Source organism: Acinetobacter sp. Lyrl_1, assembly GCF_051948795.1.
GTDB classification, from domain to species: Bacteria; Pseudomonadota; Gammaproteobacteria; order Pseudomonadales; family Moraxellaceae; genus Acinetobacter; species Acinetobacter towneri.
In genome coordinates this window covers 1-23,177 of record NZ_JAYJLK010000012.1, presented here as the reverse complement: position 1 = coordinate 23,177, position 23,177 = coordinate 1, and the positions used below count along the sequence as shown (strand labels likewise).

Here is a 23,177-nt window from a genome sequence, read left to right as displayed (position 1 = left end):
ATTTATTGCAAATGAATACACAACGCGAACAATTGATACAAACATGGATAACATCTGTACTTGGTTCAGATCAATTTGAAACTCATTTTTTAGCAGGCGATGCAAGTTTTCGTCGTTACGCACGAATCAAGTTGAATAATAAAACATTTATGCTCATGGATGCACCACCAGAAAAAGAAGATTGTGGTCCTTTTGTGACGATTGATGAATTTTTTGCTGCCCATGGCGTGCGCGTGCCAAAAATTGTAGCTAAAGACCTGACACAAGGCTTTTTGTTGCTTGAAGATTTTGGTGATGTCTTGTTATCCACCTTGCTGAATGATCAGACTGTAGATGACTATTATGCGCAGTGTTTTAAACAACTGATTCAATTGCAAGGCATTGATGGTACCGCACATTTCCCTGAATACTCGTATGACAAACTGATCAGTGAAATGGAACTACTCACCGACTGGTTATTGCCTGCCTTACAGATTCAGCCAAGCGCAGAAGAAAGTGCCTTAATTAAACGTACTTTTGCTATTTTAGCCAATGCAGCTGTGGCACAGCCGCAAGTGATTGTGCATCGTGATTTTCATAGTCGTAACTTAATGAAAGTAGGCGATGACACGGAACTTGGTGTGATTGATTTTCAGGATGCGGTCATTGGTGCAGATACATACGATTTAATTTCGATTACCCGTGATGCTTATGTGCAGTGGAATGCTGAGCATGTGTATCGTTGGTTTAAAATGTTCTATGACTTGTTGCCAGCAGCATCTAAGCAAGACCGTGATTTTGAACAATTTAAAAAAGATGCCGATATGATGGCGATTCAGCGTCATATCAAAATTTTAGGTATTTTTGTGCGTTTATTTGAGCGTGATGGTAAATCGGGTTATCTCAAGGATTTACCGCGCGTAATGTGGTATTTACTTGAAGAAAGTAAACCTTATCCAGAATTACAACCATTTATGCACTTTATTCACACGACAGTAATGCCAAAATTTACTGCTAAATATGGTCAGTATGAGGTGGTTGCCTAAATGAAAGCCATGATTCTTGCCGCAGGAATGGGCAATCGTATGCGTCCTTTAACACTGCATACGCCTAAACCTTTATTGGAAGTCGGTGGAAAACATCTAATTGTGTGGCACATCGAAAAATTACAAAAGATGGGTGTGCAGGAAATTGTCATCAATACGGCATGGTTGGGTGAAAAACTCGCAGATGCTTTGGGTGATGGTTCTCAGTTTGGTGTGAAAATTTTGTGGTCGCATGAAGGCGAAGGCTTAGAAACGGCAGGTGGCATCATCAATGCGTTGCCATTATTGGGCAATGAACCTTTTATATTGGTGAATGGTGATGTCTGGACCACTATGGATTTTGCACCATTATTAAATGTGCAGCTTCAAGACGATTTAGCACATTTGGTTTTGGTGGAAAATCCCGTGCAGCATCCACAAGGTGATTTCACTTTGGCTGCAAATAAAGCCTATACTTTTGAGCAAGCACGCTCAGGTGAAAATCTAACTTATAGTGGCGTGGCGGTGATGCATCCGCAAATGTTTAACGGTTTGGAATCGGGCAAACGTCCGCTTGCGCCATTGCTCAAACAGGCCATGCAGCAAGAAAAAATTTCTGCACAGAAATTGCAAGGTGTTTGGGTGGATGTTGGCACTCCTGAACGATTAAATGCGCTAGATCAACAAATTCAGCAGGGTGTGTACGCTTAAGTGCATATTCACTAAGCATTCGCCCCTATGACTGCAACTATAAATCGGTATACTTCCATTAACTTTTTCGAGATGTGAATTGTGATGCATTCGTTTTTTCAGGAACTCAAGCAAGGTAGTCAGGCTTTAGGTTTAGAGCTCAGTGATGAGGCTTTAAATTTATTACTCAAATACCAAGATGCTTTGGTGCTATGGAACAAAGCGTATAACCTCACTGCAATTCGTGACCCGAAAGAAATGCTAGTGAAGCATTTGCTAGACAGTCTGAGCATCCTCAAAGATTTGCCTGCAGGTCGTTTACTAGATATTGGTACAGGTGGCGGTATGCCGGGCATTATTATTGCCTTGTGTCAGCCTGAGCGCGATTGCGTGTTATTGGACTCGAATGGTAAAAAGATTCGTTTCTTAAAACAGTTTATTGCCGATTTAAAACTGAAAAACGTCGTGGCAGTTCAGACCCGTGTTGAAAATGAAGACAGCATCCGCGAGTTAGGTCAGTTTGATGTCATCACCAGTCGTGCTTTTGCTTCGTTAACCGACTTTGTTACTGCATCAACACCTTTTATGCATGCGCAAAGTATCATTGCTTCTATGAAAGGTTTGGTTCCTACCGATGAAGTCGCGGCATTGAAAGATCAGTTTAGCTGTGAAATTATTGAGCTCAAAGTTCCGCGTTTAGACGAACAACGTCATTTACTTTTATTAAAACGTATTTAATTTTTCAAAGGACTGGGGTGATCATGGCACAAATTATTGCGATTGCGAACCAAAAAGGTGGTGTCGGAAAAACCACAACCGCAGTAAATTTGGCAGCATCTTTAGCTGTTTTGAAAAAGCGCGTTTTATTGGTCGATATGGACTCACAAGGCAATGCCACCATGGGTTCAGGCATTCAAAAAAATGATTTGCTGTATTCAGTGACCGATGTATTGTTGGGCGAAGTGCCGATTGAAACCGCAATTAGCAAGGCAGAAGTTGGTTATAAAGTCTTGGGCGCCAATCGTGATTTGGCAGGGGTTGAATTGGTGATTGCTGAGCAAGAAGGGCGCGAGTTTATTTTGCGCAATGCCTTGCAAGAAGTTGCCAAAGACTTTGATTATATTATTGTCGACTGTGCACCAAGTTTAAGCTTAATTACAGTAAACGCTTTAGCAGCAGTGCAAAGTGTAATCATTCCAATGCAGTGCGAATATTATGCACTTGAAGGTTTGGCTGACCTGACGCAAACCATTGACCGTATTCAACAAGCACTCAATCCTGATTTAGAAATTATTGGTGTATTACGCACCATGTATGATGCGCGTAATGCCTTAACCCGTGACGTGTCTGAAGAATTATCGCACTATTTTGGTAAAAAATTATACGATACCGTGATTCCGCGTAATGTACGCTTGGCAGAAGCACCTGCACACGGTTTACCCGTCATTTATTTTGAAAAAAGCTCGAAGGGTGCAGTTGCCTACCTGAATTTAGCAGCTGAAATGTTGAAAAAAAGCAAAGTGAAAAAAGGAAGTAAAGCATGACCACAAAAAAACGCGGATTAGCCAAAGGTCGTGGTTTGGATGCCTTATTGGGGTCAATCCAGAAAGAAAAATTACAACTTGAAGTGCAATCTTTAGATCATGGTCAGCTAAAACAAATTGATGTCAATTTATTAAAACGTGGTGAATATCAACCGCGTCGCTTTATTCAAGAGCAAGATTTACAGGAATTGGCGGCATCTATTGAAAAACATGGTGTAATGCAGCCAATTGTGATTCGTCCGATAGATGACGAACAACATCCTTATGAAATTATTGCAGGTGAGCGTCGCTGGCGTGCTGCACAGTTGGCAGGTTTAACTGAAATTCCTGCAATTGTGCGTGATTTGACCGATCAGGTCGCGATTGCTTTGGCATTAATTGAAAACATTCAGCGTCAAGACCTCAACCCAATTGATCAGGCAATGGCGTTACAACGCTTTCACGATGAGTTTGGCTTGAGTCATCAGGAAATTGCCGAAACAGTAGGTAAAGCACGTACCACGGTCAGTAATTTATTGCGTTTACTCACTTTGGCTGAGCCTGTTAAAGAGTTGATGCAGCAAGGCTTGCTAGATATGGGTCATGCACGTGCTATTTTAACTTTGAAAGCTAAAGATCAGCTCAAAGTCGCGCAGCATGTAATTGAAAAGAATTTATCGGTACGTCAAACCGAACAGTTGGTACGTGACTTTAATGCGCCAAAACAAGAAAAGCCGAAAACGGCTATTGCGCCTGATATTCAACAACTCACGCAACGTCTTTCTGAGCGTTTTAGTGCAGATGTTAAAATTGATTATAACAAGCAGGGTAAGGGCAAATTGACCATCAGTTATCACTCTCTGGAAGAGCTGGATGGTATTTTAAATATTTGCCTGTCCGATTAATTTAATTCGTATTTTATTGGGGAAAAGCGAATGTGGGAATTGGTAAAAGCAGGTGGCTGGCTGATGCTGCTGTTGGTATTGTGCTCGGTATTTACCGTTGCAATTACCATTGAGCGTTTTATGCGTTTAAAGAGAGCAGGTATTTTGCCCAATGCGTTGTTGCTCAACCGCGGGCAAAGTTTAGCGACTGTGTTGCAACAACTGAATCAAAGTGCCAACTTAAAAAACAGTACATTAGGCCGTATTTTTGAGGCGGGTGCGCGTAACAAACAACAATCAGAACACTATGCGCGTGCACAAATGGAAGCGACAGCTTCACAAGAAATTGGTTATTTAGAAAAAAATATCAACTTCTTGGGTACGCTCAGTGCAGTTGCGCCATTATTGGGTTTATTGGGTACAGTGCTTGGGATTATTGAATCATTTTTAGTGATTGATGTGGGTGCAAGTAATCCAACCTTAATGATTCCAGGGATTTCTAAAGCCTTAATTACCACTGCTGCAGGTATGTTAATTGCAATTCCAGCCTTATTTGCCTATCGTTATTTTCAGCGTTTGGTGCAAGAATATACTGCTGAGTTAGAGCAGCAAGCGACTTTGTTTCACGCAGGATTATTTCATCAGAGTCAACCTCATCAGCTTGATGCGGATGTGCAAGATGTGAAAAAAGTAAGCTAAGGTGAGTTTATGAAATTCAAACGCTCGCAAGTTGAAGATATTCATATTAACCTGACTCCAATGATTGACTGTTTACTGTTCATCTTGGTGTTTTTGTTGCTTTCGACCACATTTAACCAATTTAGCCGTATGAATTTAACTTTGCCAGATGCGCAAGGCGTACCACCAAAATCTTATGAACATAAAATTGAAGTCGTGGTAGATTCTTCAGGGCATTATTCTGTCAATGGTCAGGCACTTTCGACTAAGGAAGTGGCAGATTTAAGCACAGCAATTAAACAAATTTCTCAAGATCGACACGATTTAATGTTTATCATTGCTGCAGATGCCAAAGCCACTCATCAAGATGTGATTCGAGTGATGGATGTCGCAGGACAACTTGGTTTCGTCAACATCAATATCAGTACGAAAGTCCCAACTCGAGGTTATTAGTGAAGAAGGATTTACAGGTCTATCGCCGTCTTCTGAGATATTTGCTCCCATTTTGGGGCTTGGCAATCTTGGTGATTATCGGTTTCGCCATTAATGCAGCCACAGAAGTATCTGTGGCAAAACTCTTGGAAAAAATTATTAATGCCATTCAGGAGCGTGACCAATCTTTCACCACACTATTTCCGCTATTAGTCATTGCACTGATGTTTTTCCGTGGTTTGGGAACTTTTATTGGCGGTTACTATACCGCAGTGATTTCACGTAATTTGGTATTCAATATCCGTCAGGAAGTCTTTGCTAAATTGCTGCGTTTACCTGCACAGTATTACTTAGATAATACCAGTGGGCACATTACTGCCAAAATTATGTATAACGTAGAGCAGTTGACCGCTGCATCTACAGAATCGCTGCGTACATTGGTACAACAGGGTTTGATTACACTCGGCTTGCTCGGCTATTTGCTGTATACCAACTGGCGTTTGACCCTCTGTATTTTGGTATTTGGCCCATTAATTGGCTTGCTGATTCGTAAAGCTGCAAAACGCATGCGTCGTTTATCTATTCAAGTACAAGACACCATGGGGGATGTAAACCACGTGGTGCAAGAAACGGTGAATGGTAATTTGGTCGTCAAAGGTTTTGGTGGTCAGACCTATGAACAAAGCCGATTTAAAGAAAACTCTTTAGAAAACCTGCGTCGTGGTTTAAAGATGGTGGCAGTGCAGCAATTGAACAGCCCTGTGGTGCAGTTCATTATGTCCATTGCTTTGGCAATTATTATCTGGATTGCCTTACGCCCAGAAATTCTACGTGATATTTCAGCAGGCGAGTTTGTAGCCTACATTACTGCCGCAGGTATGTTGAGCAAACCAATTAAAGCCCTTACCGATATTAATGAAAAATTACAACGCGGTTTGGCAGCAGCGCATTCGGTTTTTGAATTGCTCGATATGCCTGAAGAAGATAATCACGGGACGCTTACACCAGACTTAAAAGGTAATTTGCAATTTAAGAATGTGAATTTGGTGTATTCCGATGGGCATCATGCCATTCATGATTTTAATCTGGATGTCAAAGCAGGTGAAACTGTGGCTTTAGTTGGGCGTTCAGGTGCGGGTAAAACCTCATTGGTCAATCTGTTGGTACGTTTTCAGGAAGTATCTTCAGGGCAAATTTTGTTTGATCAGCAGGATATTCGTGACATTGAGCTGAATAGCCTGCGTTCACAAATTGCTATGGTCAATCAGCAAGTGGTATTGTTTAACCGTACGGTGCGTGAAAATATTGCCTATGGTCAGCTTGAAGGTGCGAGTGATGAAGCAGTGATTGCTGCAGCCAAAGCGGCTTATGCACATGACTTTATTATGGCTTTACCGCAAGGCTACGACACAGCATTAGGTGCGCAAGGCTTGAATTTGTCTGGTGGTCAGCGACAACGTATTGCCATTGCACGTGCAATCTTGAAAAATGCACCGATTTTAATTTTAGATGAAGCCACCAGTGCTTTAGACAATGAATCTGAATACTTTATTCAACGTGCATTTGATGCGGCTATGCAAGACCGTACCACCATTGTCATTGCACACCGTTTATCTACCATCGAAAATGCTGACCGTATTGTAGTGATGGATCAGGGACGTATTTTAGAACAAGGTACTCATCAGGAACTCATGGCGCAAAAAGGCGCGTACTTTCAGTTGCATCAGCGTAACTTCGAGGAACATTAATTCATGTCTTTGGCACAATTTATTCAGGACGCTTGGCAGCAACAGGCCAAATGGCTAGTTGTGCTTAGGCCCTTGTCTTTATTGTACCGTGGCGTGAGTTTGCTCAATCAAAACTTATATCGTTCAGGTATTAAAACCGCTTATACCGCGCCCGTACCTGTGATGGTGATTGGCAATATTACTGTGGGTGGCAGCGGCAAAACCCCTTTGCTGATTCACTTGGTCAAATATCTACAAAGTTTAGATGTTCGTGTTGGCGTGATTAGCCGTGGTTATGGCGGAAAAGGCCCATTTCCAGCCTATGTCAGCATTGACGCTAATGTTGACGTAGTGGGCGATGAACCGACTTTGATTGTGCAATCTACAGGCGTACCGATGGCTGTGGGGCCAAATCGTCAAAAAAGTATTGAATTGTTACTTGCACAGCATGAATTGGATTTAATTATTAGTGATGATGGTTTGCAGCATTTGGCTTTAAACCGTCAATTGGAATGGATTGTTTTAGATAATAATCGTGGTTTGGGTAACGAGAAAATATTGCCCGAAGGTTATTTGCGTGAACCAAAATCTCGATTAGAGCATGCCACGGTGATTGAACATGCAGCGCAACCGAGTTCTGAATTAAATATGCATTTGGCCGTTGCAGCGCCATACTTATTGCATCCCGCACAAGAATTAATTTTTGATCCGACCCAAAATTTTTATGCTGTCGTGGGCATTGGCTTTCCTGAGCGGTTTTATAAAACTTTAGAGTCGATGGGTGTGACCCAATTTCAATGTCATGAGTTTCCAGACCATCATGACTATGAAATTACCGATTTGCAGTTTGAAGACTCGCAACCGATGATTACCACAGAAAAAGATGCGGTCAAGTTATTGCCCCTGTTAAAGCAATATCCAGATTTTCAGCGCGAAATTTGGGTTGTACCTGTAGATGCAGTATTGTCATCGGCCTGCTATGTCACCTTACATCAACAATTGAAACAATTGGGTTTAAACCTGCCTGAAAGACCATGATAAGGAAAATTATGAAGCACATTGTTATCCCTGCACGTTATGCCAGTTCACGCCTGCCAGGCAAACCTTTACTGGAAATTCATGGTCGTGCCATGATTTTACGTGTGGTTGATCAGGCAAAAAAAGTGGCAGGTTTTGATGACTTGTGTGTGGCGACCGATGATGCTCGTATTGCAGAATTATGCCGTGCCGAAGGTGTAGATGTAGTGCTGACTTCGGCAGACCATCCATCAGGTACAGATCGTTTAAGTGAAGTGGCGCGCATTAAAGGTTGGGATAAAAACGATATTATCGTCAATGTGCAGGGCGATGAGCCACTTTTGCCTGCGCAATTGGTGCAACAAGTGGCGCAGTTGTTAGAAGCTCAACCTGAATGCTCGATGTCTACGCTATGTGAGCCGATTCAGCAACTAGATGAATTTACTCGCGACAGCATTGTTAAAGTGGTCATGTCTAAACACAATCAGGCTTTGTATTTTAGCCGTGCCACGATTCCTTATGACCGTGATGGTGCGAAAGCAGCGACACCACAATTGCATGCACATGCGTATCGCCATTTAGGTTTGTATGCGTACCGTGTGGAATTGCTGCAAGAATATGTGACTTGGGAAATGGGAACATTGGAAAAGCTGGAAAGCCTAGAGCAATTGCGTGTCTTGGAAAATGGACATCGTATTGCCATTGCAGTTGCAGAAGCCAATTTACCACCGGGTGTAGATACCCAAGCAGACTTAGACCGTTTAAATGCAATGGATATTGCCCATTTTGAGTAAGTGAATCACCGACCATGCAACGTGATGTAATTGGACAAGTATATCCTTGGCAGCAACAAGTTTGGGAAAACCTGACAGGGCGATTTCCCAAAATGGGGCATGGTTTATTGTTTTTTGGCAAACAGGGTTGTGGTAAAGAAGCCTTTGCACAGCAATTTGTGGCTTGGATTTTATGCCAACAGCGTGATGTGCAGTCACAGCCTTGTGGTGAATGTAGCAGTTGTCAGTGGTTAAAATCAGATACACATCCGAATTATGTCTATATCAGCACCGATGAAGAGAATAAAAAGCAAAACGCGAAAATTAAGATCGAGAAGATCCGTGATTTATTACCTTTTGTCCAGCAAACGGTAGATGGCTGGCGGGTGATTGTGATTGAACCTGCTGAAGCCTTAAATATTGCATCTTCCAATGCGTTGCTGAAAACCCTCGAAGAACCGGGTGATCGCATCGTGATTATTTTGCTGGCAGATCATTATCTTAAATTACCTGCAACCATTCGTAGCCGTTTGCAGCATTTTGCTTTAGACCGTATTGATGCTGCACAGGCTACGGCATATTTGCAGCAGCATTTGCCCGATTTAGATGCGAACAAACAGCAATTGTTGATGAATTTGTCTAATCAAATGCCATTGCAGGCTTTGCAGTTGGCACAGGCAGAATGGCTGGAACAGCGTACAGATTTTCTGAAAGACTGGTATAAACTGGTGACGCAAAAAAATATGCCGATGGCAATCGCAACCAAGTGGAACAAGGCGCTGAGCTTTACTGATTTTAGTCAGATGTTTGAATACTTGTTGTGTGATTTAATTTGTGTCAAGCTAAATCAAAGCATTAAAAATTTGGATTTAAGCACCGCTTTGCAGCATTTGGCTGAACAATATGACTTAGAAAGTCTGTTTGGTTTATATGCAGAATTACAGCAAGCCAAGCCAATGCTTGAGCAAAACGTGCAAAGTAATCTAGTGCTTGATCAATTATGTATTAAGTTGATGAATATTTAAGGGGAACATGATGCAACCACGTATGGGCGGTATTATCCAGGCCAATATTCCTGATGTCGAAACGCTATATTTAAGTTATATGCCATACGTTGTGGGCGGTGGCTTATTTGTACCCTCAAAACAACCTGTAAAAATGGGTGAAGAAATCTTCGTGCTTGCAACTTTGCCTGAACAATCACAAAAAATTCCACTTACAGGAAAAGTCATCTGGATTTCGCAAAAGCAAAACGGCATCAAATTGCAGGGCTTTGGCATTCAACTGAGCGGTGAAAAAGGCGTTTATTACAAATCTGAAGCCGAAAGAATCCTTGCGGGGCTTAAGTCTGACAACCGTAACAGTTACACTATGTAGGTTGTTTGCTTTTAGGAAAAAATCGTGTTTGTAGATACACATTGTCATTTAACGATGTTGGATTTAAGCCCTTATGATGGTGACTTAGATGCAGCAATTGCACAGGCACGCCTAGCGGGTGTGTCTAAAATTATGGGTATCTCTGTCGATTTAGACGATCATATTGCATTGTCAAAAATTGCAGCACGCCATGCCGATGTCGGTTATAGCGTGGGTGTGCATCCTTGTGAAAATGCAGAAAATATGGCGCGTGCCACCACCGAGCAACTGATTGCTTTAGCACAAGCAGACAAAGTCTGGGCTTTGGGCGAAACAGGTTTGGACTATTTTCACAGTACCGATTTTGTCGCAGAGCAAAAAGCCTGCTTTGCGCGGCATATTCATGCGTCACAAGCTGTAAAAAAACCTGTGGTGGTACATACCCGTGCTGCCAAGCAAGATACAGTAGATATTATCCGTGCTGAAAAGTCGACACATGGTGTATTACATTGCTTTACTGAAGACTGGGTAACTGCCAAAGCGGTGTTGGATTGCGGTTATTATGTGTCATTTTCAGGCATTGTTTCCTTCAAAAATGCGCAAGATTTACGTGATGTGGCCAAGCAAGTACCTTTAGACCGTGTCTTAATTGAAACTGATAGTCCATATTTGGCACCTGTGCCATATCGCGGTAAGACAAATGAGCCAAAATACGTTCCGTATGTAGCCAAAGCCCTAAGTGATGTATATGATAAGTCCTTAGAGGAAATGGCTTTCATAACAACACAAAACTTTGAAAACCTGCTCAAAGGACATTAATTTGCATGGTGGAATGATGCAAAAATTTAATGTTCTGGTGATATATTAAAAATTTCAATTGATTGAATAGTGAAAAGAGAGTTTATCGGGTGAAGATGGATCGTCAGGCTCAGTTTCGAGCAAGAGAAACGTTAATTTTCCAAGTGGCAGAGCAGTTGCTTTTGGAAAATGGTGAAGCAGGAATGACCCTTGATGCTTTGGCAGCAGAACTGGATTTGGCCAAAGGTACTCTATATAAACACTTTCAAAGTAAAGATGAACTATATATGTTGCTCATTATTCGTAATGAGCGCATGTTGCTAGAAATGATTAAAGATGCGGAAAAACAGTTTCCTGAACATCTAGCATTTTTTATGCTGCATCACTTACATCATCCTGAACGTACTGTGCTTTTTCATCAAATTGAAGAACGCCTTTCTACAACGGGTGTTGGCATTGGCTTGTTGTTTAGTGAACTATATCAGGTTCGTAAAAGCCGATTACGCATCATTATCCGTATGACTGAACAATATTTGGAATCTATTAATAGTCAGATGGAAGTGCGTGATTATCTGGCTTCAATTTGGGCACTTACGCATGGTGCGGCAGCCATTTTAAACTCAAGTTTCTATCAGCGTTATTTAGGTTCGCGGGATACTTTACGTGTGGCCTATATCGATCAAGCGTTGGCGATGCCCAAACAAGCACAATCTTTCGAGCAATTGAATTAATACGCTATGAACACACCACTGTCTTCGGTTCGCGGTTTTACGCTCATTGAATTGATGGTGGTGATAGTCATTATGGCGATTATGGTATCGCTGGTTTTAATGAATATTGGCGGTGTCGATCAGCGTAAAGCTATGCAGGCGCGGGAAGTGTTTTTATTGGATTTGCGTAAGCTGAATCGTGAAGCCAATGATCAAGCGCGTATTTTTGCACTCAATTTGCATCAAGCAACCGATGTTTCGCCTGCGCGTTATGATGTGTTGGAATATCAGCCTTATGCCACAGAACAACAATTAAGCCTACAAAATAATCAAAAATGGCAAAGCTATAGCGAATTTAAAAGAAGAACTTTACCTGAACAAGTTTCTATCCAAATTTTATCTTTAGAACAAAGCTATCCAAATGCTAACAACAGTGAGTTGTTGCAAGGTAATGTGCCTGCACTGATTTGGCTGGGCAATGGTGAAGCCAAACCTGTGCGTATTCAGTTCTATTTAGAACAGCGTCCTGTGGGTGCGGAAATAGAGGTCGATCATTTAGGAAAAATCCATGAAAGCTAAAGGATTTACACTACTTGAAGTTATGGTGGCTTTGGCAATTTTTGCAACAGCAGCTATGGCAATGACCAAAGTGGCGATGCAATATACCCAATCCACCGCCAATGCAATTTTAAGAACCAAAGCACAATTTGTGGCTTTGAATGAAGTGGCATTGATGGAAATGAATCGGCAATGGTTAAGTGGAACAGAGTCAAAGCAAGTGACACAACAGGGCGAAACATGGCAAATTGACAAGTCCACACAGCCAACCATTAGTCCGAATGTGCAACGTGTCGATCTTCAAATCAGTTTATATAATCAAGACACAGGACAAGTTGAAGCAGGAGTGACTTCTTTGGTGTTTTTTAATGCCCGTGAGCAGCAATCATGAGTACAAAGAAAGGCTTCACTTTAGTTGAGTTGCTAGTCGCTATTGCAATTTTTGCAGTGCTGTCTGCTTTGGGTTGGAAAGTATTTGATTATCTCGCCAAAGTCAAAGATCGCAATGCGATGCATGAAGCCAATTTAGAGCAGTTGCAAGAAAGCTATCAACAAATTTTACGTGACACGATGCAGGCTGTTCCATTAACGGCCAATGTTAAAGGGCAGCAACAACCTGCTTTAGTTTTACAAAATGGACGCTTTAATTTCAGTAAAACAGGGGTGACCGATCCTTTGCAGCAGGGTATTTCACCCCATGAGCGTGTTGAATATCAATATCGTGCCGATGAAAAAAAATTGTATCGTTTAAAATATCGTAATTTGCATCAAACGGGCAATGATCAGCCTGAGTCGAGCGTGATGTTGGATGAAGTTGAAGCCTTTGAGATTATGGTATTGAATCCAAATGAATTAAGTAGTTGGCCTGAAAGCAATATTGATCCTCAGCAAACTGAACAATTAAGGCTACTCCCGAAAGGAATAAAAATAAATTTAACCGTGCGTGACGTGCAATACGAATGGATATTTAGCTTATTTCAGACTGATTTTTTAAAGAAGAAAGACAATTAAAGGCACAGTGGCAATGTATTCAAAATCGACTCAGCGCTTAGGTAGCATCATCAAATCACAACAAGGCATCGCCTTGATTACGATTTTGATGTTGGTTGCCTTAGCTACGATTTTGGCAGCGACCATTGCCAAGCGGCAAATGTACACCAGTGAAAATACCGCCTATTTGATGCGTCAAAATCAGGCATTGTTATATGCCAAAAGTGCTGAAGTATTTTTTGCAGAATTACTGCAAGATGATGCTGAAAATGCAGGCCAAGTTGATCACTTACAAGAGAACTGGGCAAAACCGATGCCGCCATTTCCAGTCGAAGATGGTTATGTATCGGGCGTATTGCAAGATGAGTCGGGGAAATTTAATTTAAATAGTTTGCTGACAACCGAAGATCAAGTGAACGAAAAAGCAAAAAAATATTTTGAAAAGCTGTTGCAGCGTGTTGGGCTACCTGCTCAATTAAGTGAAGCCGTGATTGACTGGCAAGATGCAGATGATGAGCCGAGTGGTGCAATGGGTGCAGAGTCGAGTTATTACCAAGGTTTAGCAATTCCTTATTTACCGCCCAATAGCTTATTTCACAGCGCAGAAGAATTAAAACAAGTCCGTGGTTTTGAAGGTACGAAGTATCAGCAAATTGCGCCTTATGTGAGTGCCTTGCCAAAACGGGATACCACTATCAATATTAATACCGCACCTGCTTTGGTTTTGGCGAGCTTAGATGAAAAACTGGATGTGGTTGTAGTGCAAAATCTACTTGATCGTCGTAATGCCAATTTGGAACACTTTAGCAATGTAAACGCTTTGTGGGAGTTAGATGGCTTTCAAGCTGTCGATAGCGCGATACGCAATGAATTTACAGGTTTATTGGGTGTACAATCACATTATTTTAAAGCCAAAATTGAAGTGGTATTGGGCGAGCGCAAACGTCAATTTAGCAGTGATTTGGTGCGTAGTGAAAAATCTGTCAATGTTAGTGGGCGAAGTCTGACGCCATTTTAAGTATCATCATTAACCTTGTGCTGCTATTTAGATGTAAATGCATTGCATGTCTGTGCTGAAACTGATCATTACGATTTTTGTCTGGCAATCTGTGGGCTAAAATTGGCTTATTGTTCACGTTTTGCATTATACTTAAAAAGAATATCCCCCAAATATTTTGATGACGTTAAGACCCATGTTAATTCGAAAGTTATTTAAGTTTGAAAATGCGCATATTGTGCGTAATTGCACTTCAGACCGCTGTAAGCGCTCGATTCATGGTCATAGCTATAAAGTAGAATTGTTACTGAAAGCTTCAAAACTCGATCATGGACAAATGGTGTATGACTTTGGTTTGCTTAAAGGTGTAATCAAAGAATTATTTGATGCTTTTGATCATGCCATTTGTTTTTGGGAGCAGGACGATCCTGCATATATTCAAGCCTGCAAAACGTTCAGCGCACGTTGGGTTTCTTTACCAGTATCGCCATCGGCAGAGCAGTTTTCACGTATTTTCTTTTATTTGGCACAGCAAGTTTTGGCATCGACCATCACACAAAATGGGGAGGGTGATGTAGAGGTCTATTCTGTAATTGTGCATGAAACCGATACTGGCTATGCACAAAGCTTTTTGGAAGATATTGAAAATGCGCAGATGGGATTGCTGAGTCTGGATCAAATTCATTTCTCTGAGCAAGTACAGACAGAGTGGTCAGACCCACAAATGTATGAAAAATTAAAACAGGGGATGACATTCCAAAACCCGAATGTCGAGTTACAAGTTAAACTTTAAATCACATCATTAGACATCAACAAGGATTGATAGCGGTATGTCTTTTACTGAGCAGCAATATGCGAGCTTAAATAAAGTTCAGTTAGATGAGAGTTGGAAATACAATCTAGCTGAATTTTTATTGAGTCCACAAATGGATGCGCTACGCGATTTTTTGTTGCAGGAAAAACAACAGAATAAGGTGATTTATCCACCAAGTTCACTGATATTTAATGCTCTAAATACCACGCCTTTAGATCAGGTGAAAGTCGTGATTATTGGGCAAGACCCTTATCATGGACCTAATCAGGCACATGGACTTAGTTTTTCTGTACAAAGAGGGGTTGCATTGCCACCATCTTTGCGTAATATTTTCCATGAGTTACATACAGATTTAGGTGTGCCTATTCCAAGACACGGTGATTTAACGCATTGGGCAGAGCAAGGGGTATTGCTGCTCAACAGCGTGTTAACGGTAGAAGCAGGACAACCAACCTCGCACCAAAAGCAGGGTTGGGAAGATTTTACAGATCATGTGATTGATGTGTTAAATCAACAACGTGAGCATATTGTGTTTATTTTGTGGGGCGCGTATGCACAACGTAAAGGACAACGTATAGATCCAAATAAACATCTGATTTTGAAGGCAGCGCATCCATCCCCATTGGCAGCAAACCGCGGTGGTTTTTTTGGATGTAAAGTATTTTCAAAATCAAATAATTATCTTAAACAAAATGGCATTGAGCCTATAGACTGGCAGCTGGACGCATGACACATTCTCCCATTTCTAAAGAATATCATCCGGATTTAATTGTCGAAGAAGCAAATAACGGTTGGCGCATTGTACGTTTGAATCGCCCAAAATCTTTGCATGCTTTAGATGAATCTATTGTTTCTGCATTATTGGCAGTATTTGAAGACTTTCATACCGATGATAGCGTAAAAGCAATTTGGCTAGATTCGACCACACCAAAAGCATTTTGTGCAGGCGGTGATGTGCGTAAATTACGTCAGCTTGTCATTAATGATGAGGTTGCAACTGCCAATAAATTCTTTGAGCAAGAATATGCGTTGGACTTGTTGCTACATAACTATGCCAAGCCTGTTTTAGTGTGGGGTGAAGGTTATGTCATGGGTGGTGGCTTAGGTCTATTTATGGCTGCACCATTCCGTTTGGTGACACCGTATTCACGTTTAGCTATGCCAGAAATTAACATTGGTTTATACCCAGATGTAGGGGCAACTCGTTTCTTGGCTGACCGTGGTGCGATTGGCTTGTTCACAGGTTTAACGGGTTCAATTATGACTGCTGCAGGTGCGTATGGTATTGGTTGGGCAACCCATATTTGTGATGCACAACGCGCTTCTGTATTAGAAAAAGTCATTAATATTGACTGGAATCATTACCCTGCAGGTGACTTCCGTGCCATTGATGATACCTTGAACAGCATGCACCGTCCTGTAGGGCCTGGGCCGCTACAGAATTCTTTGGATGTGATTCAAAGCGTGTGCCGTGGTGTGAGTTTTGAAAGTGATTATGAATCCATCATTGGTCTAAGCGATGCACGTAGCGATTGGTTACGTCAAGCCAGTGAAAACTTGCAAAAAGGTTCACCAACCACAGCAGCTTTAACGTGGTTACTATGGCAATGGGGTAAGAAGGTTCACGCTTGGAATGAAGTGTTTGAACTGGAAACGCAAATTTCAGACTGGAAAATTCGCCACGCAGATTTTGTCGAAGGTGTGCGCGCACGTTTGGTCGATAAAGACCTTGCACCAGCTTGGCAGCAAAATGGGCCAGTGCAGCTCAAAACCATTTTTGCAGACAATCCACCTGTGACGAGCATTGAAAGCTGGAATGAGTTATTGAAACAATACGAGATTATTTAATTCGTATTGATTTTTACTCATATTTAAATGTCAGAACAGAACTATAGTGATGAAGACTGGATGCAGCTTGCCTATGCGCAGGCTGCTTTGGCTGCAGCACAGGGGGAAATTCCTGTGGGGGCTGTCATCGTTAGTCAAAATCAAGTGATTGGCGCGGGTTATAACGCGCCTATTTCCTTACACGACGCAACCGCACATGCCGAAATTGTGGCAATCCGTGCAGCATGTGATCATATTCAAAATTATCGTTTACCTGAAGATGCCACGCTTTATGTCACACTGGAGCCTTGTACCATGTGTGTGGGTGCGCTCATTCACGCGCGAATTAAACGAGTAGTGTTTGGAGCAACTGAACCCAAAGCTGGCTCATTGATCAGTGCCAGAAAGCTTTTAGAGTCAGGCTATTACAATCATATTTTTGAGTATCAATCAGGTTGTTTAGAGCAGCAATGTTCAGCCCAGTTGAGTGATTTTTTTAAGATGCGCCGTGCGCAAAAGAAACAACAAAAGCAGCAATAGTTGATAAATGACCTCCATGATCAAAACCAGTTCTGAGTTTTAGGCTTGATTTGCGTTAAACTAAATCAAACACAACATAGCATTCATCATCAGGGCAAACCATGCACGCTATTCAAATTAAAAAAGAATTTAATGCGCCAGTTGCGCAAGTATTTGAATTACTTTCTAAACATGCAACTTATAATATTGCATTTGCACCAATGCAAGTGGTGCGCATTAAAGACTCTGCTGACCCTGAACGTCCAGATGGTGTAGGTTCGGTGCGTCGTATGGGGATTGGGCCAATTAAACCTTTGCAAGAGCAAATTACCGTGCTTGAACCGAATCAGCGGATTGAATATAAAATCATTAAAAATCCATTGATCAAACATCATTTGGGTACAATTGAATTTCAGCAAGTGGCAGATCACAAAACCTTGGTCACGTATAGCATTGAGCTACAAGCGCGAGTTCCGTTTGTGAGCAAAGCTATTCTTGCGCAGTTGAAAACTGCAATTAAAATTGGTTTATCCAAACTCGCAAAATCTCTCTAATCATTTCGGAAACAGCATGACGGTTCAAATTATTACCATTGATGGCCCTAGCGGTTCAGGTAAAGGCACACTCGCGGCAAAATTGGCAGCATATTATCAGTTTCATTTACTCGACTCTGGTGCGTTGTATCGTTTGTTGGGTTTGGCGTTACATAAGCAGAATTTGCTAGATCAACTTGATACTGAACTGAGTCAATGCGTTGCCATTGCAACACAGCTCAATATTCAATTTGTGACCCAGCCAGATGGCACACAAGTGTTGCTTGATGGTGAAGATGTCACGCAAACCATACGTACCGAACGTGTGGGGGAATATGCCTCAAAAGTTGCGGCAGTACCTAAATTGCGCACAGCATTACTTGCACGTCAGCATGCCTTTGCCCAAGCACCAGGCTTGGTTGCAGATGGACGCGATATGGCGACCAGTATTTTTCCAAATGCGCAGGCTAAAATTTATTTAACTGCTTCGGCAGAGTCGCGTGCACAAAGACGAGTAAAACAGTTGCAGGGTATGGGGCTGGATGCTAAAATAAGCGACATTTTAGCGAATATACAGGCTCGCGACAAACGAGACATGGAGCGCACAGTTGCTCCGCTCAAGCCCGCAGAAGATGCTTACATCATTGATAGTTCTGAGTTGAACATTGATGAAGTGTTTGCATTAATGACGGCTTATGTCGATCAGAAGCTTGCTATTTGCCGCGCTTAACCGCGTGAAATAAACCTATTCAGCGAACGCATAGCTTGATCAGTTCTATACGGACTATGTAGACGCTTAACTAAACCGGCCTTGTCTGATCCAAGACCGCTGACTTTATCAGGTATATCATGACCGAATCTTTTGCAGCCCTCTTTGAAGAAAGCGAATTAAACCTCAACGTTGAAAAGGGTGCTGTCATCCAAGGCGTTGTAGTAAGCATCGACTCTGACTGGGTAACAGTTGATACTGGCCTTAAATCAGAAGGCGTTGTTGACCGCGCTGAATTCTTAAACGAACAACGCGAACTTGAAGTTCAAGTTGGTGACACCGTTGATGTTGTTGTTGAAGCACTTGACAACGGTATGGGCCAAACTGTTTTATCACGTGAAAAAGCGAAACGTGCTGAAACTTGGACTAAACTTGAAAAAATCTTTGAAGACGGCGAAATCGTTACTGGTGTTATCTCTGGTAAAGTTAAAGGCGGTTTCACTGTAGACATCGGTCCAGTTCGTGCGTTCTTACCAGGTTCTTTGGTAGACACTCGTCCTATCCGTGACACAACTCACCTTGAAGGTAAAGAGTTAGAGTTCAAAGTTATCAAACTTGATGCTAAACGTAACAACGTTGTTGTATCTCGTCGTGCAGTTATGGAAGCTGAATCTTCAGCTGACCGTGAAGCGCTTCTTGCTCAGCTTGAAGAAGGTCAAACTGTTACTGGTACGATTAAGAACCTTACTGACTACGGTGCATTCGTTGACCTTGGCGGTATTGACGGTCTTCTTCACATCACTGACATGGCTTGGAAACGTATCAAGCATCCATCAGAAGTGGTTGAAGTGGGTCAAGAAGTTACTGTTAAAGTACTTAAATTTGACAAAGAGCGTAACCGCGTATCTTTAGGTCTTAAGCAATTAGGCGAAGATCCATGGTTAGCGATCATGAGCCGTTATCCTAAAGGTTCTATCGTTAAAGCTCGCGTAACAAACTTAACTGACTACGGCTGTTTCGCAGAAATCGCTGAAGGCGTTGAAGGTTTAGTACACGTTTCAGAAATGGACCACACTAACAAAAACATCCACCCATCTAAAGTTGTTCAGATTGGTGACGAAGTTGACGTTATGGTTCTTGAAGTGGACGAAGAGCGTCGTCGTATTTCTCTTGGTATCAAACAAACTCGTGCTAACCCATGGGAAGAGTTTGCTAAGAACCACGACAAAGGTGAAAAAGTTTCAGGTACAATCAAGTCAATCACTGACTTCGGTATCTTCATCGGTTTACCAGGCGGTATCGATGGCCTAGTTCACTTGTCTGACATTTCTTGGAACGAGCAAGGCGAAGAAGCTATTCGTCGTTACAAGAAAGGTGACACTGTTGAAGCGGTTATCCTTTCTGTAGACGCTGAAGGCAACCGTATCAGCCTTGGTATCAAGCAATTGAACAGCGATCCATTCAACGATTTCTTAGCTGCTAACGAACGTGGTGCTTTGGTTAAAGGTACTGTAACTGCTGTTGATGCTCGTGGCGCAACTGTTAAGTTAGCTGACGAAGTTGAAGCAACACTTAAAGCATCTGAAATCAACCGTGATCGCGTTGAAGATGCAACTAAGTTCTTGGAAGTTGGTCAAGAAGTTGAAGCGAAAATCATCAACGTAGACCGTAAATCTCGCTCTATCAACTTGTCTATCAAAGCGAAAGACGAAGCTGAAGAGAAAGAAGCTGTTGCTAACTTGAAAACTGCAACTAGCGGTCAAGACAATGGTCCTAAGACAATTGGTGACTTGATCAAAGCTCAAATGGGCAACTAAGTTGCGGGTAAACTGTATGGTTAATGTAAATTAGCACATACTTTTTACACAAATACTGTAAACGGTAGCGTAGTATTCAATTATTACGCTACCGTTTTGTATTTAAACAGGTTATTATCAGTTTAGGTAAAAGTAGCTTGATAATTAAAGAGGTCGCAGATGACTACTGAAGCACTTAATAAGTCTGACTTGATAGAACGAATTGCTTTGAAAAATCCACATTTGGCTGAGCCATTGGTGGAAGAAGCTGTAAAGATCATGATTGATCAAATGATTGCATCACTATCGGCAGATAACCGAATTGAAATTCGTGGATTCGGTAGTTTTGCATTGCATCACCGTGAACCACGTGTAGGTCGTAACCCAAAAACAGGTAAGTCTGTAGAAGTTGCGGCTAAAGCTGTACCGCACTTTAAACCGGGTAAAGCACTACGTGATGCAGTAAACGAATCTGTAAATAAATAAAATTCCTAGGGGTGTTCATGCGTTACGTTCTAGTCGCTATTTTAGTTATTCTATTTGGATATTCTCTGGCATTGGTTTTGCAAAACGGCACTGAACTTTCAGTTGACCTGTTATTTACTCAAGTGCCAGCAATGCGTTTGGGTCTATTGCTACTGATTACATTGGCACTTGGTTTGGTGCTAGGGTTATTGTTGGGCGTGCAGGTTTTCCGTGTATTCCAAAATAGTTGGGAAATTAAGCGACTACGTAAAGATATTGAATACCTACGCAAAGAGCAAATTCATGCAGCTCAACTGGCTGCTGCTGAAGCTGCTGCGCATACTCGTCATGAAAAAACGGTATTAGATGTGCATACTGAAGATCGTTCTTCTAATGCACTTTAATTTGCTCTGTTGAGCGAATTGATCATCAACACCTCAAGGTTATCTTGGGGTGTTTTTTTATGTGTGCCTTTGACGAATGGCTGATTATCGCTGCGATGGGGGGTAAGCTGTCTTTTTGACTATCTGCTTGGCACGAATCACTTTATAATAGCGACTCTTTGTCAAATCCATAGGTAATTCTCTTGAGTATCATTGTTGCCCTCGATGCTAAAAGCCAATATGACGCCTTAACCATTGCAGAACAATTAGACCCTGCATTATGTCGAGTAAAAGTTGGTAAAGAGTTATTTACCCATGAAGGTCCTGCAGTCGTGAAAGCCTTGCATGACAAAGGTTTTGAGGTTTTTCTAGATTTGAAATTTCACGATATTCCAAATACAACGGCTCAGGCTGTATGTGCTGCAGCAGATTTAGGCGTATGGATGGTCAACGTGCATGCCTCAGGTGGTCGTAAAATGATGGAAACCTGTGTGGAGCGTTTAAAAGCAGGGAATTATCAGACTCAACTGATTGCAGTGACTGTACTAACCTCTATGGGGCGTGAAGATTTAAAAGATTTAGGTTTAGATATTGAGCCTTTTGAGCAAGTTCAGCGTTTAGCTAAACTCACTCAAGAAAGTGGTTTAGATGGTGTGGTGTGTTCTGCGCAAGAAGCCAAAATGTTGCGTGAAATCTTAGGGCAGGATTTTGCCTTAGTAACTCCAGGGATTCGTCCTGAAGGCTCAAATGCCGATGATCAAAAACGTATTGTGACTCCCAAACAAGCTATGCTGGATGGTTCTACGCATTTGGTGATTGGTCGTCCAATTACAAAATCTGAAAATCCACGTCAGACTTTGAAAGATATTTTAGCGACGCTTTAATTTTACTATCGCTGACTCTCTAAAAGGGAGATAAGCCCTCTCTCTAACTCTCGCCTAAATAGAGCGCAAACCCTCTCTCCAACTCTCTCCCAGAGGGAGAGAGGACAATTGTTGATTCTCTTTAAATAGCAGCCAATACACTTACAGCAATGGGTGCAAGGATTGACAATATAAATCCACTGACCATGGCATGTGGAATAAAATCGTTGCCACAGGCTTGTTTTACCATGGGCAAAGTGACGTCCATTGCAGTTGCGCCTGCGGCAGAAATTGCAGCACGTGGATAACGCCATCCCAAAATATACATCAGCAATATCGCAAAAATCTCTCTGAATAAATCATTCATTAACGCAATACTACCCAATTCGGCATTGCGAAGTTCCGACACCACAATCCCGCTCATGGAATAAAATCCATAACCTTGTGAGAGCATAAGCAAATCTTGTAGAGCGATGGGGAGCCAAAGTGCGCAAAGTAGTACCCCTGTAACTGAACCGAAAATACAGCCTACGGGCACCATTAAAATTTTCCAATTCAGCCAAGAACGATCTAAAGGCGAATAAGCGAGATCGAGTCCAATCATCCACATAAACAGCAACAGTAAATACCAAGTGTTGATCTGAACTTGGAAATCCATAGCACTAAAAAGTAGATGCAGCACGTAGCCTGCCAATAGTGCAAAAAAGGCATAACTGATGTTGATGCAGGATTGAATCAACAACTGTAATGAAACTTTGCCTTGCGTTGCTTGCAGCCCCAAACCTTTGTAAAGCAAATAACAACACAGAAAAGCACCAATTGATGTAGCAAATGCAATCTGTAAAGCTGTAGATAGAATATGCGATGGCTGCTTTAATGAACCGAACGTTTGTGAAAATTCCATTGCAATTGCAATTAGCAGGATATAGCTAAAATACGGCAGCAGTTGAAACGCAATTTTTTCGATTATTCGAGGAAGGCGTTTTGCCAGTACAAAGCCTAGACATAAACAGCAGAGTAATTGGAAAATCAGCCAAAGAGATTGCATGAGATCAACAGGTGGGAGATAGATAAAAACCTGTTGATTATGCCAGTTTGCTTTTAAAAGCGGAAATTTATCCACTGGAGCGT

At 41.8% G+C, this 23,177-nt stretch carries 29 protein-coding genes; 28 read left to right on the top strand and 1 reads right to left on the bottom strand.

Going from position 1 to position 23,177, the window contains the following annotated elements:
• The first annotated feature begins 11 nt into the window (after positions 1-11).
• The 28 genes from VF675_RS05990 to pyrF all read left to right on the top strand — a co-directional run bounded on the left by VF675_RS05990 (position 12) and on the right by pyrF (position 22,067).
• Entirely contained in the window at positions 12-1,025 is a 1,014-nt protein-coding gene (locus VF675_RS05990) for an aminoglycoside phosphotransferase family protein (protein ID WP_440204933.1), read from the top strand.
• On the top strand, positions 1,026-1,715 hold the full coding sequence (murU, locus tag VF675_RS05985) for an N-acetylmuramate alpha-1-phosphate uridylyltransferase MurU (RefSeq protein ID WP_440204932.1): 690 nt from the start codon (positions 1,026-1,028) through the stop codon (positions 1,713-1,715).
• Between the two features lie 84 nt (positions 1,716-1,799).
• A complete protein-coding gene (rsmG, locus tag VF675_RS05980; protein ID WP_440204931.1) occupies positions 1,800-2,432 on the top strand; it encodes a 16S rRNA (guanine(527)-N(7))-methyltransferase RsmG in 633 nt (210 codons plus the stop codon).
• Between the two features lie 23 nt (positions 2,433-2,455).
• Complete coding sequence (locus VF675_RS05975) at positions 2,456-3,238, top strand: ParA family protein (protein WP_004976821.1); 783 nt, start codon at positions 2,456-2,458, stop codon at positions 3,236-3,238.
• Entirely contained in the window at positions 3,235-4,122 is an 888-nt protein-coding gene (locus VF675_RS05970) for a ParB/RepB/Spo0J family partition protein (RefSeq protein ID WP_180044047.1), read from the top strand. The genes VF675_RS05975 and VF675_RS05970 overlap by 4 nt, the downstream gene beginning before the upstream one ends.
• Positions 4,123-4,152: 30 nt before the next feature.
• A complete protein-coding gene (locus tag VF675_RS05965; protein ID WP_440204930.1) occupies positions 4,153-4,800 on the top strand; it encodes a MotA/TolQ/ExbB proton channel family protein in 648 nt (215 codons plus the stop codon).
• A gap of 9 nt (positions 4,801-4,809) precedes the next feature.
• The gene (locus VF675_RS05960; RefSeq protein ID WP_180062205.1) at positions 4,810-5,232 is read left to right on the top strand and encodes an ExbD/TolR family protein; all 423 of its coding nucleotides are present in this window, start codon (positions 4,810-4,812) and stop codon (positions 5,230-5,232) included.
• Positions 5,232-6,959, top strand: a complete 1,728-nt coding sequence (gene msbA / locus VF675_RS05955; RefSeq protein ID WP_178318410.1) for a lipid A export permease/ATP-binding protein MsbA — start codon at positions 5,232-5,234, stop codon at positions 6,957-6,959. The genes VF675_RS05960 and msbA overlap by 1 nt, the downstream gene beginning before the upstream one ends.
• Positions 6,960-6,962: 3 nt before the next feature.
• Positions 6,963-7,976, top strand: a complete 1,014-nt coding sequence (gene lpxK / locus VF675_RS05950) for a tetraacyldisaccharide 4'-kinase (protein WP_004976808.1) — start codon at positions 6,963-6,965, stop codon at positions 7,974-7,976.
• An 11-nt stretch (positions 7,977-7,987) separates the two neighbouring features.
• The gene (gene kdsB, locus VF675_RS05945; protein WP_004976805.1) at positions 7,988-8,749 is read left to right on the top strand and encodes a 3-deoxy-manno-octulosonate cytidylyltransferase; all 762 of its coding nucleotides are present in this window, start codon (positions 7,988-7,990) and stop codon (positions 8,747-8,749) included.
• A 14-nt stretch (positions 8,750-8,763) separates the two neighbouring features.
• Positions 8,764-9,753, top strand: a complete 990-nt coding sequence (locus VF675_RS05940; RefSeq protein WP_004976804.1) for a DNA polymerase III subunit delta' C-terminal domain-containing protein — start codon at positions 8,764-8,766, stop codon at positions 9,751-9,753.
• A gap of 10 nt (positions 9,754-9,763) precedes the next feature.
• Positions 9,764-10,105, top strand: a complete 342-nt coding sequence (locus VF675_RS05935) for a PilZ domain-containing protein (RefSeq protein WP_026438361.1) — start codon at positions 9,764-9,766, stop codon at positions 10,103-10,105.
• A gap of 24 nt (positions 10,106-10,129) precedes the next feature.
• Positions 10,130-10,903 (top strand): TatD family hydrolase, encoded by a 774-nt coding sequence (locus VF675_RS05930; protein ID WP_104851894.1) that lies wholly within the window; start codon positions 10,130-10,132, stop codon positions 10,901-10,903.
• Positions 10,904-10,998: 95 nt separating this feature from the next.
• Positions 10,999-11,613 carry a TetR/AcrR family transcriptional regulator gene (locus tag VF675_RS05925; RefSeq protein WP_096901168.1) on the top strand — a complete coding sequence of 205 codons (615 nt, stop codon included), beginning with the start codon at positions 10,999-11,001 and terminating at the stop codon, positions 11,611-11,613.
• Positions 11,614-11,619: 6 nt separating this feature from the next.
• On the top strand, positions 11,620-12,171 hold the full coding sequence (locus VF675_RS05920) for a pilus assembly FimT family protein (RefSeq protein WP_440204929.1): 552 nt from the start codon (positions 11,620-11,622) through the stop codon (positions 12,169-12,171).
• Positions 12,161-12,541, top strand: a complete 381-nt coding sequence (gene gspI / locus VF675_RS05915; RefSeq protein ID WP_004976793.1) for a type II secretion system minor pseudopilin GspI — start codon at positions 12,161-12,163, stop codon at positions 12,539-12,541. The genes VF675_RS05920 and gspI overlap by 11 nt, the downstream gene beginning before the upstream one ends.
• Positions 12,538-13,161, top strand: coding sequence for a type II secretion system minor pseudopilin GspJ (gspJ, locus tag VF675_RS05910; protein WP_440204928.1), 624 nt, complete (start codon positions 12,538-12,540; stop codon positions 13,159-13,161). The genes gspI and gspJ overlap by 4 nt, the downstream gene beginning before the upstream one ends.
• Positions 13,162-13,174: 13 nt before the next feature.
• Positions 13,175-14,158, top strand: a complete 984-nt coding sequence (gspK, locus tag VF675_RS05905; RefSeq protein ID WP_096901166.1) for a type II secretion system minor pseudopilin GspK — start codon at positions 13,175-13,177, stop codon at positions 14,156-14,158.
• A gap of 175 nt (positions 14,159-14,333) precedes the next feature.
• Entirely contained in the window at positions 14,334-14,930 is a 597-nt protein-coding gene (locus tag VF675_RS05900) for a 6-pyruvoyl trahydropterin synthase family protein (RefSeq protein WP_104851897.1), read from the top strand.
• A gap of 37 nt (positions 14,931-14,967) precedes the next feature.
• A complete protein-coding gene (gene ung / locus VF675_RS05895) occupies positions 14,968-15,681 on the top strand; it encodes a uracil-DNA glycosylase (RefSeq protein ID WP_096901164.1) in 714 nt (237 codons plus the stop codon).
• A complete protein-coding gene (locus tag VF675_RS05890; protein WP_004976784.1) occupies positions 15,678-16,799 on the top strand; it encodes an enoyl-CoA hydratase/isomerase family protein in 1,122 nt (373 codons plus the stop codon). Before ung ends, VF675_RS05890 begins: the two co-directional genes overlap by 4 nt.
• A gap of 27 nt (positions 16,800-16,826) precedes the next feature.
• Positions 16,827-17,318 carry a tRNA adenosine(34) deaminase TadA gene (gene tadA, locus VF675_RS05885; protein ID WP_004976782.1) on the top strand — a complete coding sequence of 164 codons (492 nt, stop codon included), beginning with the start codon at positions 16,827-16,829 and terminating at the stop codon, positions 17,316-17,318.
• A 101-nt stretch (positions 17,319-17,419) separates the two neighbouring features.
• Positions 17,420-17,851, top strand: a complete 432-nt coding sequence (locus tag VF675_RS05880; RefSeq protein ID WP_019836521.1) for an SRPBCC family protein — start codon at positions 17,420-17,422, stop codon at positions 17,849-17,851.
• A gap of 16 nt (positions 17,852-17,867) precedes the next feature.
• Positions 17,868-18,560 carry a (d)CMP kinase gene (gene cmk / locus VF675_RS05875; RefSeq protein ID WP_440204927.1) on the top strand — a complete coding sequence of 231 codons (693 nt, stop codon included), beginning with the start codon at positions 17,868-17,870 and terminating at the stop codon, positions 18,558-18,560.
• Positions 18,561-18,679: 119 nt separating this feature from the next.
• The gene (gene rpsA, locus VF675_RS05870; RefSeq protein ID WP_004976774.1) at positions 18,680-20,356 is read left to right on the top strand and encodes a 30S ribosomal protein S1; all 1,677 of its coding nucleotides are present in this window, start codon (positions 18,680-18,682) and stop codon (positions 20,354-20,356) included.
• Positions 20,357-20,515: 159 nt separating this feature from the next.
• A complete protein-coding gene (locus tag VF675_RS05865; protein ID WP_004976773.1) occupies positions 20,516-20,821 on the top strand; it encodes an integration host factor subunit beta in 306 nt (101 codons plus the stop codon).
• A 17-nt stretch (positions 20,822-20,838) separates the two neighbouring features.
• Complete coding sequence (locus VF675_RS05860) at positions 20,839-21,204, top strand: lipopolysaccharide assembly protein LapA domain-containing protein (protein WP_004976771.1); 366 nt, start codon at positions 20,839-20,841, stop codon at positions 21,202-21,204.
• Positions 21,205-21,386: 182 nt separating this feature from the next.
• Entirely contained in the window at positions 21,387-22,067 is a 681-nt protein-coding gene (pyrF, locus tag VF675_RS05855; RefSeq protein WP_019836519.1) for an orotidine-5'-phosphate decarboxylase, read from the top strand.
• A 121-nt stretch (positions 22,068-22,188) separates the two neighbouring features.
• On the opposite strand, the gene VF675_RS05850 is transcribed toward pyrF, so the two are convergent.
• Positions 22,189-23,094 (bottom strand): lysine exporter LysO family protein, encoded by a 906-nt coding sequence (locus tag VF675_RS05850; protein ID WP_440204943.1) that lies wholly within the window; start codon positions 23,092-23,094, stop codon positions 22,189-22,191.
• Positions 23,095-23,177: the final 83 nt, after the last annotated feature.

What these genes read in the sequence shown, in the direction of transcription:
- VF675_RS05990 (WP_440204933.1), top strand. Translation starts at nt 12, where the DNA reads ATGAATACACAACGCGAACAATTGATACAAACATGGATAACATCTGTA.
- murU (WP_440204932.1), top strand. Translation starts at nt 1,026, where the DNA reads ATGAAAGCCATGATTCTTGCCGCAGGAATGGGCAATCGTATGCGTCCT.
- rsmG (WP_440204931.1), top strand. Translation starts at nt 1,800, where the DNA reads ATGCATTCGTTTTTTCAGGAACTCAAGCAAGGTAGTCAGGCTTTAGGT.
- VF675_RS05975 (WP_004976821.1), top strand. Translation starts at nt 2,456, where the DNA reads ATGGCACAAATTATTGCGATTGCGAACCAAAAAGGTGGTGTCGGAAAA.
- VF675_RS05970 (WP_180044047.1), top strand. Translation starts at nt 3,235, where the DNA reads ATGACCACAAAAAAACGCGGATTAGCCAAAGGTCGTGGTTTGGATGCC.
- VF675_RS05965 (WP_440204930.1), top strand. Translation starts at nt 4,153, where the DNA reads ATGTGGGAATTGGTAAAAGCAGGTGGCTGGCTGATGCTGCTGTTGGTA.
- VF675_RS05960 (WP_180062205.1), top strand. Translation starts at nt 4,810, where the DNA reads ATGAAATTCAAACGCTCGCAAGTTGAAGATATTCATATTAACCTGACT.
- lpxK (WP_004976808.1), top strand. Translation starts at nt 6,963, where the DNA reads ATGTCTTTGGCACAATTTATTCAGGACGCTTGGCAGCAACAGGCCAAA.
- kdsB (WP_004976805.1), top strand. Translation starts at nt 7,988, where the DNA reads ATGAAGCACATTGTTATCCCTGCACGTTATGCCAGTTCACGCCTGCCA.
- VF675_RS05940 (WP_004976804.1), top strand. Translation starts at nt 8,764, where the DNA reads ATGCAACGTGATGTAATTGGACAAGTATATCCTTGGCAGCAACAAGTT.
- VF675_RS05935 (WP_026438361.1), top strand. Translation starts at nt 9,764, where the DNA reads ATGCAACCACGTATGGGCGGTATTATCCAGGCCAATATTCCTGATGTC.
- VF675_RS05925 (WP_096901168.1), top strand. Translation starts at nt 10,999, where the DNA reads ATGGATCGTCAGGCTCAGTTTCGAGCAAGAGAAACGTTAATTTTCCAA.
- VF675_RS05920 (WP_440204929.1), top strand. Translation starts at nt 11,620, where the DNA reads ATGAACACACCACTGTCTTCGGTTCGCGGTTTTACGCTCATTGAATTG.
- gspI (WP_004976793.1), top strand. Translation starts at nt 12,161, where the DNA reads ATGAAAGCTAAAGGATTTACACTACTTGAAGTTATGGTGGCTTTGGCA.
- gspJ (WP_440204928.1), top strand. Translation starts at nt 12,538, where the DNA reads ATGAGTACAAAGAAAGGCTTCACTTTAGTTGAGTTGCTAGTCGCTATT.
- gspK (WP_096901166.1), top strand. Translation starts at nt 13,175, where the DNA reads ATGTATTCAAAATCGACTCAGCGCTTAGGTAGCATCATCAAATCACAA.
- VF675_RS05900 (WP_104851897.1), top strand. Translation starts at nt 14,334, where the DNA reads ATGTTAATTCGAAAGTTATTTAAGTTTGAAAATGCGCATATTGTGCGT.
- ung (WP_096901164.1), top strand. Translation starts at nt 14,968, where the DNA reads ATGTCTTTTACTGAGCAGCAATATGCGAGCTTAAATAAAGTTCAGTTA.
- VF675_RS05890 (WP_004976784.1), top strand. Translation starts at nt 15,678, where the DNA reads ATGACACATTCTCCCATTTCTAAAGAATATCATCCGGATTTAATTGTC.
- tadA (WP_004976782.1), top strand. Translation starts at nt 16,827, where the DNA reads ATGTCAGAACAGAACTATAGTGATGAAGACTGGATGCAGCTTGCCTAT.
- VF675_RS05880 (WP_019836521.1), top strand. Translation starts at nt 17,420, where the DNA reads ATGCACGCTATTCAAATTAAAAAAGAATTTAATGCGCCAGTTGCGCAA.
- cmk (WP_440204927.1), top strand. Translation starts at nt 17,868, where the DNA reads ATGACGGTTCAAATTATTACCATTGATGGCCCTAGCGGTTCAGGTAAA.
- rpsA (WP_004976774.1), top strand. Translation starts at nt 18,680, where the DNA reads ATGACCGAATCTTTTGCAGCCCTCTTTGAAGAAAGCGAATTAAACCTC.
- VF675_RS05865 (WP_004976773.1), top strand. Translation starts at nt 20,516, where the DNA reads ATGACTACTGAAGCACTTAATAAGTCTGACTTGATAGAACGAATTGCT.
- VF675_RS05860 (WP_004976771.1), top strand. Translation starts at nt 20,839, where the DNA reads ATGCGTTACGTTCTAGTCGCTATTTTAGTTATTCTATTTGGATATTCT.
- VF675_RS05850 (WP_440204943.1), bottom strand. Translation starts at nt 23,094, where the DNA reads ATGCAATCTCTTTGGCTGATTTTCCAATTACTCTGCTGTTTATGTCTA.